8 protein-coding genes and 1 pseudogene are annotated in these 13,305 nt (G+C 46.2%); all 9 read left to right on the top strand.

Annotated elements, in window-relative coordinates; all coding sequences use genetic code 11:
• Window positions 1-1,026 (top strand): OmpA family protein (locus tag IX315_RS08530; RefSeq protein WP_211837365.1); only part of this gene is annotated, 1,026 nt, incomplete at its 5' end.
• Between the two features lie 68 nt (window positions 1,027-1,094).
• Window positions 1,095-2,756 (top strand): Mfa1 family fimbria major subunit, encoded by a 1,662-nt coding sequence (locus IX315_RS08535; RefSeq protein WP_211837366.1) that lies wholly within the window; start codon window positions 1,095-1,097, stop codon window positions 2,754-2,756.
• 137 nt (window positions 2,757-2,893) lie between these two features.
• A complete protein-coding gene (locus tag IX315_RS08540) occupies window positions 2,894-3,883 on the top strand; it encodes a FimB/Mfa2 family fimbrial subunit (RefSeq protein WP_211837367.1) in 990 nt (329 codons plus the stop codon).
• Window positions 3,884-3,998: 115 nt separating this feature from the next.
• Window positions 3,999-5,516 carry a fimbrial protein gene (locus IX315_RS08545; RefSeq protein ID WP_244973133.1) on the top strand — a complete coding sequence of 506 codons (1,518 nt, stop codon included), beginning with the start codon at window positions 3,999-4,001 and terminating at the stop codon, window positions 5,514-5,516.
• A gap of 14 nt (window positions 5,517-5,530) precedes the next feature.
• A complete protein-coding gene (gene fimD, locus IX315_RS08550) occupies window positions 5,531-8,155 on the top strand; it encodes a fimbrial tip adhesin FimD (RefSeq protein ID WP_211837369.1) in 2,625 nt (874 codons plus the stop codon).
• Window positions 8,156-8,165: 10 nt separating this feature from the next.
• Window positions 8,166-10,760, top strand: a complete 2,595-nt coding sequence (locus tag IX315_RS08555; protein WP_244973134.1) for a hypothetical protein — start codon at window positions 8,166-8,168, stop codon at window positions 10,758-10,760.
• Window positions 10,761-10,996: 236 nt separating this feature from the next.
• On the top strand, window positions 10,997-11,467 hold the full coding sequence (gene rimP / locus IX315_RS08560; protein ID WP_211639946.1) for a ribosome assembly cofactor RimP: 471 nt from the start codon (window positions 10,997-10,999) through the stop codon (window positions 11,465-11,467).
• 78 nt (window positions 11,468-11,545) lie between these two features.
• Complete coding sequence (gene nusA, locus IX315_RS08565; RefSeq protein ID WP_033408521.1) at window positions 11,546-12,913, top strand: transcription termination factor NusA; 1,368 nt, start codon at window positions 11,546-11,548, stop codon at window positions 12,911-12,913.
• Window positions 12,914-12,935: 22 nt separating this feature from the next.
• Window positions 12,936-13,305, top strand: a pseudogene (locus IX315_RS08570) (translation initiation factor IF-2); the annotation flags it as partial.

Below are 13,305 nucleotides of genomic sequence, written 5' to 3' on the forward strand. Positions count from 1 at the left end.
ATGGTGCATGGCTGTGCCGATTGTTTTGTGCATGAGGATGCTAAAGTGCTACTTACTCCATTCCTTGGAGAGCCTTATGTGCCTCAATATCGCTTAACTTATATCACTCCAAAGGTGGAGCCTGTGAAGGCTCGAGCTGATAGGCATACCGCGACCTTTAATTTCGTGGTAGCAAAGCACGACTTGAAGCGTGACTATAAGAATAACGCGGCAGAGTTTGACCGTGTAGATAAGGTAGTGAGCGAAGTGGTGAAGAATAAGGACTTGACGATTACAGAATTCTCGGTGATTGGTTATGCTTCTCCAGAAGGTAAATTTGAGTCCAACCGTGCCTTGGCTGGTCGTCGTGCCAATTCATTTGCCGACTACTTGATGAATACTTATGGAATCCAGAGAAATCAATTTAAGGTGACGGGTCATGGAGAAGACTGGGAGGGCTTGAAGGCAGCAGTGAATAGTTCTTCACTCTCTAATAAGGATGCCATCCTCGATATCATCGCCAATACTCCCAATGCAGATGCTCGTGATGGTAAGATTAGGGCACTGGATGGTAGCCAGACCTATAGTAACCTCTTGAATAACTTCTACCCACAGTTGCGTCGTACTGAGTATGTGATTGCCTATAATGTGCGTGCCTTTGATGTGGAGGAAGCGAAGGAGATTATCAAGAGCAATCCAAAGCTATTGAGCTTAAATGAGATGTACTTAGTAGCAAAGAGCTACCCAGCAGATAGTAAGGAATTTAAGGAGGTGTTTGATATTGCTACCCGCTTGTTCCCAAATGAGCCAGTAGCGATGATCAATGCGAGTGCTGCGGATATAGAGGGAGGTAACTATCAAGCAGCGATAGATAGATTAAGCAAGCTGAGCAATCATGCAGAAGCACTTAATAATCTTGGAATCGCTTATGCCCGCAAGGGGAATCTAGAGCAAGCTAAGGCCAGCTTCCAGAAAGCAGCCAGCATGGGTAGCACCAATGCTCAGCACAACCTCAATGAGCTAACCAAGCTCCAAGAGAGCTTATAATGTATCAGATATTAGTAAATAAATAGTTCAAATAATAATTTTTTAATCAACTTAACAAAGAAATGAAGATGAAGAGATTTTTAACAATCGGAGCGATTTTCGCTCTAGCGTTGGGTTTCGCCTCTTGTGACAAAAACAAGAGCAATGAACCAGACACTCCTATTGAGGGTGGGGACACCTATGTAGGTCTTTCTCTTAAGTTCCCAGGTGCAGATAATGGGCTTAAGGCTTTTCCAGACGAAAACTACAATTCAGTAGCTGGCTCTTGGAAGGGACGTGATGATATCCAAGACATTGCCGTTTACTTAGTGACTGCAGGCAAGGCAGTTACCTCAGAGTACTTCACTAAGACGGATTTCAATGGTATTGATGAGAATGGTATGCTTACTCCCAGGTTGGCAGTAGAGGCTGTAGCTGGCGAAGATGTAAGTGCTTATGTGATTATCAACGCAAGTACGCAGATTACCGAAGCCTTGAAGGCCGCAGGTTGGGAATTAGGTAAGAAAGTTGATGAGGTTACTAAGCCAACTTCTGGTTTTGATGCTGCCTTCAATCAGGCGATTCAGTTGTCTGCTGTTTCCGACGTAGCAAAGTATGATAACGGTAAGCAAAAGGACATCATCATGATGACCAATGAAGTCGCTCCAGCTAAAGAAAATGGAGGTCTTATTTCTGTTAATGAGGGTATTACTGCAGAAGCAGCTAAGAATGGTACCGATAACCAGATTAAGGTTAATGTAGTTCGAGTTGCTTCTCGTGCTATGGTCACTATTGCTAAAACTGCAAAAGATACCCCTATCAAGATTAAGCGTACAAATCTTACTACTGGAAAAATAGAGGAAACTGCTCAGGTGATGATTACTGGTGTGGAGTATGCAGCTACTGGTAGCTCACTACAGCTTAACCCTATCCAGCCAGATGATTTGAAGGCTCCTAAGGGTATCTATGATTTTATCCCAGGCAGTACTTATTGGAAAGATTTCAAGGGTGCTCATGGTGTGGCTGTAGATGGCACTCCTGTGGAGGATTCTAAGACTCTATTCTCTTACGCAGATCCATATGCAACTGTTACCGTGATGGAGACTTATACTCCTAAAGAGTCTGAAATCGTTGAGGCTCTTGAGGCTGAGAAGACATCTAAGTTCCTATTGCCAATTACTCACGCTGAGGGTAATTACAAGAAGGGTAATACTGCATTCTTCACTATTCGTGCTACTTTTGAGGCATTCAATATGGTAGATGGTGTTAAGACTAAGGTCGAACCAGCTGACGGTAATCTTTATCTTGGTAAGACTGATGGTAAGTTCTATACCTCTCTTGAGAAGGCTCAAATGAAGGATCAGAATTTCACTGGATCAGTTACTGAAGCTCAGCAGGAGGTAATCAAGTATACTGGTAGTGTAATGTTCTACAATATATGGATTAATCCTGATGTGCCTTATGCTATTACCAATAAAAAGATTAAAGAGTCACCAGTTTTCCGTAACCAGGTCTACCACGCTCACATTACCGGTTTCAAGGAGATTGGTCTAAACTGGACTCCAAATAAGGATACAGACAAACCAGACAAACCAGACAAACCAGATGATCCAGACAATCCAGACGATCCAGACGATCCATTCAATCCAGACGATCCACTAGAAACCGATAAGACTTATTTGTCAGTACAGCTAAAGGTGCTTGATTACACCCTACACAGCTACAACGTTGATCTTGGTAATCGTTACTAATTGATAATTTTTCAGTCTGAGAAAGACTGACTATTAGCATGTTGCTACAGGGGTGCCACTTGGTGGATACCTATTGTAATCCTGAGGTGGTTCTCCTGTAGCTTATTTTTCTTATACTATTTCAATAAATAGGCTTTATGAAAAGGTTTTTTTCTATTTTACCAGCACTTTTAGCCCTTACGGTATTGCTCTTCACTGGCTGTGACAAATACATCTATGAGGATCTTGAAGAGTGTCCGCAAGGTGTGTATATCAGCTTTTATCACCAGACCCCTTGTATGGATGAACCTATCCCAGTGGGTGAGGTAGAGGGTCTGTACGTATTTGCTTTTGACCTTAATGATGTATTGGTAAAGAAGGAAAGAGTCGAAGGCTCGGTGGACTTAGTAAAAGCCTATAAGGTGGAGCTACCTCCTGTAGAGAAGGGTCAGTACTCTTTCATCGCATGGGCAGGAGCTACCAAAAAATATTTTGACCTCGGCGACTTTGTTGAGGGCAAGACAACCAAGACGGACATTATGATGTCACTTCGCGAGAAGGGCGGTAATGCCGCATCACTTCAAGACCATGCCGTATGGCAAGGGGAGAGTAAGGTGGTTTCGCTACCCGATCGTAAGACACACGGTTCGGTATTTGACGAAATCTCAATAAATATGCTCGAGGTAACGAACCGAATCAATCTCACCCTAAAGCTCCATGAGAGCGTATGTGAGAAATTGGACATTGATGACTTCGAGATAATGATATCATCCGCTAATGGCACCACCCTCATCAATAAGAGGATGCCACTTAATGCGGCAAAATTGAATTATCCTGGTACAAAAGTATCAAAGGATGAAACTTCAATAAAATTGGTCTATACTCTAATGGAACTTAAGAGCGGTTACAATAATGTGCTCAAAGTATACAATAAGAAGGAGGATAAGACCTACTTCCTTGAAGATTTACTCGGGAAGGTGCTACTAGAAAATCCAAATGTCAATCTTGAGTGTGAACACGACTTTGATATTGTGATGGAAATTGAGGATAAGTGCAAGGATTGCCCTGACAACAACATGGTCGTCAATATTCTGATTAATAATTATCCTATCCACTCTTTCCCAGTGGAATTATCCAATAGGTACTAATTTTTAGTAATAAATTGCTCCTGTGCTTATGTTTCGATCTAAACTAAAAATATATATCGTAGTAGCTCTATTCTTATCAACACTTATTTTAGGGTGCCGTAGAGGAGATGAATCTATGCCGAATAATCAAGAGGTAACCTATCTTCAATTCTCAATGTCTGGTGTGCTGGCGTCGAGTTCTCAAACTCGAGTTCAGAAGGATGATCCGTCTATTGATACTGATACCGATGATTATGAGGATTTTGTAGATAAAGTGGCTGTGTTAGTTTATGACGCAACAGAAGGTGGGTTGGTTAAGAGCCTATTCACGACATATAAGTCCTTTACAATGGAGCTGAAACAAAGTAAGTACCACTTTTGTTTCGTAGCAAATTATCCATCTACATGGAATCTTGAACAACTTAATACTTACGATGATTTTAAGAGTGCTCTTAAGACGATGCAGACATTTAATCCTGCATTATATGATGGAGCTACTTCTAATTCTACTGGTAATAAGTTTTTCCCTATGTCTCGTATATACGAGAATCAGGATATTCCTAATGGTGGTACAATTACGTCACCAATTCCCTTCCAACCTAAAACTGCTGGGAATGGATCTATAGCACCTATTAGCTCAGGGACAAGCAAGGAGACTGGTAGAGATCAATCAACTGTCAACCTGGTTCGTACATCAGCAAAGATTAGTTTAGATCTAAAAGGTGAAGGGCTAAAAAATGTAAAGAAGATAGAGCTCTATAATATCGCAAAGCAACACTCCTATATGGAGGTTTCAACTGGAGAACCTGCGATGCTGCCTGATCCTGCTGCCCGACTATTTAAGGGTAGTGACAAGATTATTATTGCTACTACGGCGACAGAATTTAGTACCAAGATGTATATTCCTGAGCGCTTGTTGGGTAAAGGGTCAGCAACACTTGGCTGGAATAAAGATTCTGATACACCTGTAGGTACACCGACCTATATTCAGATTGAGATGACAAGCGGTAAGCTGTACAAAATCCCTGTGATTATTAATGACCCAAGTCAGTGGGGAACTGATAAATACTATATTGATGTAGCTCGTAATCAGGAAAAAGACTTTCCTGCAGATTACAGTATTGTACGTAATCATGACTATCATTTTTCAATTACTATACCTGAGGATGGTAAGGAGCTAGATATAGCTCTAAAGGTGATGCCTTGGGATTTGATTGAGTCTGAGCTGCAGTTCACGCAACCAGAGTATGAGTGTTCACTCAAGGTCGTCAATACAAAAACTAATGCTACACGTGATCTAGACGACATTTTTCAGGAGGTACTCCTCTCACCCAACGAGATTGTCGAGGTGACCTTTGAGATTACCAAGCCCGTAGGTGCCATTTGGTCGGCCTCTATCACGAACGGACTGAACTACCTCTTTACGGGCAAGACCTACGATCGGGTTAAGCCAGACATCATCGGTGCCAATCCTTCCAATACCTACACATTCCAGATCAAGCCCCGACAGGAGTTTACCACTGAGCCATACTACACTCAGTTTTACATCGTAGTCGATGGCAAGGAGCTAAACCTATATCCCAAGAGAAGCCGTAACAGCTACATGGATGGTGGAGGCTCTCAGCGGTGGCGTATCAAACAAGTAATGTACTAAGACTCGCAATGACAATGTTTCGATATAATATCCAGACCAGCGCACGCATAGCCCTCTGCGCCGTGCTCACCTTCGTGGGCATCTGTGTGGCATTCACCAGTTGCGTTAGTGAGCGGACAGCCGATGCTCTGCACATCTCCGAGGAAGATGGCAAGATCCTCGAGCTCACGCTCATACCGCACACCGAGCAGACGACCACGACCACGCTCCGTAGCCACGTAGGCGAGGAGCCAGGCGACAAGGAGAATGGGCTCCACGGTGTCAGCATACTGAATGAGAATAAGATTGAGAGCATAGAGCTATTTGTCTTTGACCCAACGTTAGGCCAGCTCGTTGGGCGCTACACCCCATCCAAGCAGGAGGCGCTCACGGGTAGCGAGATCGGCAGTCGTGCCACCTTTATTATCCCGAAGGGTGATCTTCCTAAGCTCGAGGGCAAGCAGCTAGACTATATCTCTGTGGTCAATGCCCGCACACCTATCGTCGAAAGCGTCAAAACGAAGACAGCTCTCTACGAGCAGATACAGGACGATCAGAGCAAGCTCAACCCTGCTCCCCAAAACGGACAGATAGCCCCACAGGATAAGTTTCTTATGGATGGAAAACTCCAGACGACCGTCACCTGGGGTTCGCAAAAGCCTAGTGCAGAGCTAGGGACTATCGATCTCTACCGTGCGGCAGCCAAGATACGACTGAGGATTGATCATATCGAGGTCAAGGACTATCAGAACGGAATTGAGACACCATACGTGGTCAACCCTGACACCAAGCCCGAAGTCTGTCTCGTACGCTATCCAGAGAAGACGAAGGTCGTACGGAGTGACTCACCCTATCAGCCCAATGGTAGCGACTGGCACAACTCGGCTTACCGCCCGATGGTGGAGACTGACTACGCTACTCTAGGGTATAAGAATAGCCGGGGAGACGGCAAGTTTTACGGCACAGTACCTTTTTACGCTTACGAGCATGACTGGCGTAGCACCTTGACAAATGAGACTTTCCTACGTCTCAAGCTTACGATGCGTCCTAAAGATGCAAAAGATTCAGACCGTTGGGTTGATTACTACTACCGCATACCGGTGAACTATCGTAAGGCTCTCGGTGAGGTCACTGAGGATATGCTCCACAAGCTCGAGCGCAACCATCTCTATGACGTTCTCACCTCCATCGAGGTCCTAGGTAGTCTCAACGAAGACACCCCCGTAGACATCACCTCCAATGTCGCCATCACACCATGGAACCTAATTGAGGCCGTCGACGGCGAGCTTCTCAAGGCGCAGTACCTCGAGGTGTATGACAGGCGCCCCTTTATGGCGGCTGTCAGTGAGATTTCCATCCCCTATGCCTCCAGTCTACCCGTAGAGATTGAGATAGATAGTGCTTGGTACGAATATTATGACAAGCGAGGTGTACACTACCGTCGTGAGTTTAGCAAGACGGAGTCCAAGCTTTACAAGATCAACGGCACTAAAACGTTGGTCAAAAGTGAGCCCAATAAGTCCAACTGGGACGGTATCGAGATTACCCCCTCGAAGAATTACCTCTCCAATGGAGTCATCACAATCAAGCACCCAGTACCAGTCAATTATATCCCGTATCACATTAAGTTCACAGTAAAGCAAAAGGGAGGAGGACTACTAAGTCAAGTAGTACGCGTATTGCAGTACCCCAATAGATTTGTCACAGGCGAACGCTCTCAGCGCTTCCGCAATGGCAAGGAAAAGCTGGTAGAGGGTAATACTATGAAATCCGTCTACGCTGACTTTAGGTATCACTCCACGATTGGCATATTCGGCAGGTATCAGGGAGAAACAACCTCCTCTCCTCAGGTCAACGAGGTGAACTTTAAGATAACGACTCTAGTTCCTAAACCTGGAGAGCGTATTGGCTCTCCAGTGGATCCCATAACGGGTAAGACTAAGACTGACAAGATATCCAACCAGCTCATCTCTCCACAGTTCATCATCGCCAGTCAGCATGGTATGAGTTCTGGAACTTACCAGAGGCTAAATGATGTCCCCCAAGAGCATAAGCATAAGCAGAGATTCCGAAATCAACCATTTTCGGCTGATTATCCTCACTACGGTCCATGGTCTGATTCTTATTGGGGCTCTTATGAGCCCTACTACTCCCCAGCAAACTATAACCAATACGTTTATTTACACGACAATCGTCGGGATTACGCCATAAAACAACCCATAAAAGGCAGCTGTTTGGATGCAGAGACGCGATGCTACGAATACTTCGAGGGTGAGTTTGGTACTGTTGGTAATTATACAGAGTACTATAATATCAAATGGCAGCAGGACTATTATGGAAGGAGGGATATTACTTGGCAGACGCGTACCATCCACAAAGAGTTTAAGTATCAAGGTCGGTGGCGTATACCGACCTCTGCCGAGATGAAGCTTATTGACGAGATGCAGAGAGATCCTAACACGGAGATTGAAGGCTTGCTTTTTGGCTCCTACTACTGGGTTGCAGAGGAGGGGATGGTGTATGATTTCAAGAATCGAAAGATTATCCCAGCCTCAGAAGTTAAACCTGAACCCTATTATTATGACGACGTGGTAGAAATGAAGTTCCCCACAGTCTTCGTCCGTCCCATCTTTGACACATATATGTATGACGAGCAGTAATCCAATTCTTATGAAGCGAAGAGTATATCTTTATTATATAGCCCTGCCACTGCTACTGCTACTTGCAGGGTGTGTCCGGGAGCCTATGGGCGGTCTGCTCATACCTGAGGGTAAGGTGGGTGACTCGATCACGCTGACCCTAGGGCTACACGCTGATGATCTGCGTGAACTAGTACTCAGGAGTGAAGCAATCAACGATGACGAGGTAGAGAAAATCTCTTCGCTACGCATATTGGTCTTCAACGAGCATCAAGAGTTTCTCTACTCGACAGATGCTGTGCTAGAAAATCCTGCCTCGGCTGATACTTTTGGTGATGACGCCTTCCTACCTGATGGCAAGAAAGGCTCTATCCAGAGGATTAAGAGCTTTACAGCGACCTTCATACAGAGTGACAAGCCGCGATACCTACACTTTGTGGCTAATTACGACTGGACCGGACAGAGGCAAGACTACTTCCTCGTGGGCAACTCGGCAGGGGCTATCATACCGAACCTGACGACAAGCATTGAGTCTGCCAATGGCAGTAACGGGAAGACCAAGGCCTTTGACCCGATGTGGGCGCAGGTACGACTTAATGAGTTGAACAGCGAGTCGCTACAAGGCAAGGTCGTCAAGCTCCTACGCTGTCATGCCAAGGTCACAGTAGTCGATAAAACTCCGGAAACGAATGGCTTCCAGCTGACAGGCTTTACCGCTTGCAATGTGCATAAGAGCGGTACGGTAGCTCCCTTTGTGATGGAGAACTACGCCTTTTCCTTTCCCTATGCACCGACCAAAGCAACGACCCCTCCCGATGTGGAGACCATCCTCAACAACGACCCAACCGATCTCGTCCCTGAAAATACGGAGTTCAAGATTTTCGAGCATCAAAACGATGGGGATAAGAAGGTCTTTCTAATCATTCAGGGAAAGAAGCAGCTCAAGAATGGATCCACAGAGACCCGCTACTACAAGGTAGACTTCGTTGCCAAGCGAAATAAGGAAAACATCGTCAGCGATCGCGTCCTCCCGATCATCCGCAATAATCACTACAAGGTGACCATCACGGCGGTTAATTCGGACGGCTACGCGACGATGGATGAGGCTATAGCAGCTCCTGCGCACAACAATATATTCTCCTCCATCGAGCTACAGGAGTTCACACAGATCTCCGATGAGATGTTTACACTCAAGGCGGATCCCGTCCAGATCCTCATCGTGCGTCCTGGTACGTATCACTTCAACACCGAGTTTGCCATCACCGATAGCAACTATCGCTTCAAGTCTTATGAGAGTGGTCCTGCAAACTCTGGTGCACAGTATCTCAGGTATTACAAGCGGTGGAGTGACAATGATCCCTACATAGGAGCTTTGACACAGACAGAGGTAAGCAAGCGTAGTGGCAATGACGACCACTTTAGCGTCAAGGTCAAAAACATCCCCTCCGATGCTGTCGAGCGATACTCCATTGAGGTAGCAGGACTACGCTCTTACGCTCCTGAAGATACCCCCCCAGCTAATCCTAATGATTTATACACCTATGAGCGAGTAGATGGCGGGGCTGTCTCTGGTGCTACCACGCCTCTGATACGTAATGTGGAGATTACCATACGCAAGCCGCTACTCTTCAATACGGCCCTAGTGGATGATCCTAAGAGTAGTAAGAAAGAAGATCGACTCCTCGAGTTTGATTTATACAAGAATCTGCCGAAGGGTATCTTCCCCTTTGAGGTACTCATCGAGGCGCCAGATCTCTCTCCAAGGAATACAGAAGGGAATACGGAGAACCTAACCATCGTCAAGCGTGATGGCAAGGTCTACTACCGCTATCTCGTCAAGACAGACTCTTACAATCGCCACAATAATGGGCGCGTACGCATCCCTATGGTAGTCAATGATGGGACAGACTCCCCTAGCCACGATATCGTCCTCTCCTCCCCTTACTACAATACAGAGACGATATATCCTAGTACCACAACCTACAAGTCCAAGCCCATGCACCTTTACTTCAAAGTGCCTGGCAACGTTTACTCCCTAAGGCCGATGCCCAGCACCAGTACTTTTACGCAGGTAGGAAATGCCGTTCCTCAAGGAACATACTACATCCAGCCCACCAACACCGATGGTCTGTTTTATCTGACCTATGATACGAATACGGCTCTTGAGAGTATGTCTCAACAGGTGACGATAAAGAGTGTCTATCAGGTTCAATCAAACTACGGCTACATCTCCTTCACTGTTAGTGCGACCAAGACTTTGAAAGAGTGGGTCACTCAAGATAAGCATGACTTCACAGCTACTAGCGTGGAGGTCAAGGGACAGCTCCAACACTACGATAATGGAACTTATTACCCACGTCCGGACCAATATCAATATCCTCCGCTGTGGTGGGTGTACGACACGGCGACAAGGCAGTACACGGACGTATCAAGATACGTAACGATTGCCTCTACACCGTCTGAATATCAGACCTATCCGTACGACTACAAGCTACACATACCTCAGGAAGTATTCAGAGCAACGATGTCGGGTCTGATGATAGACTATTACGGGTACAACAAACCTGTATTTCATTATTGGGATCAGCTAATGAACACGACTCGCATCATTTGGTCTCCTCGTTGAGATCGCTGGGAGTCAAGCGCTAACAGTCGGTCGGTACGCAGCAGTGTGCCGACCGACTACATTTTTAGTGATCGTGCGTCCGTTGTAACGTAACTCTCCCAAAACGGGCGTGTAAGGAGAGTTACTCTTGATAGTCTGTACTTTCAAAGTTTTATTTTTTTTTGGTATCTTTGCGATGGAATGGTTGATGAGAGGACTCTCGAGCAGTCTTCTCATCATTGCATATATGTATTGGTATGGTAGAGGTAAAAGACGTAGAACAGGCGGTTGGGGCTTTCTTAGAGCAGCACGAGGGGTATTTCCTAGTGCGGGCTGAAGTGAAGGCAAATAACCGCATAGAGGTGGAGGTAGATCATGATACCGACCCCGTGGATATCGATACGATAGTAGCGCTTACTCGGCATATTGAGGCGTCGCTGGATCGTGAGCAAGAGGATTTTGAGCTAGAGGTGTCTAGTGCAGGTCTGACCACTCCGTTGGAGGGGGTGAGACGTTACCGCAAGTTTGTGGGGCGTGAGCTGGAGGTGCTTCTGAAGCGTGGCGTGAAGGAAGTAGGTCTTCTAGAGCGTGCGGATGAGAAGGGTTTTGTACTGGTGGTTACTCGTATGGAGCGCCCCGAGGGAGAGCGTAGGAAGCGCCCCATTGAGCATCGACTGGAGCTCAAGTATGACGAGGTTAAGAAGGCAGTTTATAATTTGAAAGTTTAGCCTATAAACCCCCTTTAGGGGGCTTCCTAGCAGTAATTCCCCCTTTAGGGGGCTAGGGGGCTTGTAATGATAGAGAATATGGCAAGAAAAAAGGAACCGACTATTGTAGAGGCCCTTACGGATTACATGGGTCTGAAGAGTATCGATGAGGATACTATGGTAAAGGTGATGGAAGAGTCTTTGCGTAATGTAATCGCGAAGATGTTCGGCACCGACCATAACTTCGATGTGATTGTAAACCCTCTCAAAGGAGACCTAGAGATGTGGCGCCGCCGTATTGTGGTGCCAGATGGAGAGGTTCAGAATGAGATGCAACAGGTCTCTCTCTCTGAGCTTCGTGCACTAGGGGAGGAGGATTTGGAGCTAGGTGAGGAGTATATCGACGAGGTGAAGTTCGAGAGCTTCGGTCGCCGTGCCATTCTCAATCTAAAGCAGTCTCTGGCGAGTAAGGTGACCGAGCTAGAGAAGGATACCCTCTATGCCAACTACAGTAAGAGGGTAGGGGAGATGATCAGTGCCGACATCTACCAGGTGTGGAAGAAGGAGGTGCTCCTGATGGATGAGGATGACAATGAACTTATCTTGCCTAAACAACTAGCTATCCCTAGGGATAGGTTTAAGAAGGGTGATCGTATCAATGCAATCATTGATAGGGTCGAGTACAATAATAATAACCCTAAAATTATCCTGAGTCGTGTGTCGGATAAGTTCATGGAGCGACTCTTTGAGCGCGAGGTGCCAGAGATTCAGGATGGTCTCGTGACGATTCGTGCCGTGGCACGTATCCCAGGAGAAAAGGCTAAGGTGGCTGTGGAGAGCTATGATGAGCGCATCGACCCTGTTGGTGCTGTGGTAGGTGTGCGTGGTAGTCGTATCCAAGGTGTTGTCGCTGAGCTCTGCAATGAGAGCATCGATGTTATTCAGTGGACCAATAATCCTACGCTTATGGTGCAGAGGGCATTGGCTCCAGCTAAGAATATGAAGGTGAAGCTCAATCTTGAGACGATGCAGGCTGAGGTGCGTGTGCCTCATGATCAGATTTCGGAAGCTATTGGTAAGGGCGGTAAGAATATTAAGCTCGCTGGTATGCTTACTGGCTATGAGATTGATATTTACCGTGACGAGACTCAGGATGTAGATATGACCGACCTCTTCCTTACGGAGTTCGATGATGAAATCGATACTTGGGTTATCGATACTTTCAAGGGGATAGGTTGCGATACAGCGAAGTCGGTACTACGTCGTACTAAGGAGGAGCTTGTGCGTGCTACAGATCTAGAGACGAGCACTGTGGAGAACGTGGTGCAGATCTTGATGACTGAGTTTAGTAATGATGAGCTCCCAAAGGAACAGTATGGCCATCTTCCAGCGCGCGACCCACGTTACTATCCCGTAGAGGACGTGATGGAAGCACCAGAAGATACAGAGGTTGAGGAGGATAAGTAATCAGTAAGAGGAAAGGAGAAAGATGCCCAGCATAAAGATAAGTAAAGTTGCTAAGGAGTTGGGGACTGGTATCAAGTCTATTGTCGATTATCTCAATGATAAGTCGGCAGAAGGTGGATACAATCCCAATAGTAAGCTGACTGACGCAGAGCTCAAGTCAGTAGTGCACGAATTTGGTCGCGAACTATCTGAAGGCGAACGTAAAGCTCTGCTCGATAGTTACTCTGTGGGTGTGAAGACTGAGACTCAGACCTCTAAGTCGGACCCTGCTGTGGAGAAGAAGGTCGCTACCTCCAGCAGTAAGGTGGAGCATAGTGGTCCCAAGGTGCTGGGTAAGATACAGCTGGATGCCAAGGGTAATGTGGTATCTTCTCCTAAGCCTGAGCGTAAGG

The sequence above is a fragment of the Porphyromonas levii genome (assembly GCF_018206105.1).
Taxonomy (GTDB): Bacteria; Bacteroidota; Bacteroidia; order Bacteroidales; family Porphyromonadaceae; genus Porphyromonas_A; species Porphyromonas_A levii.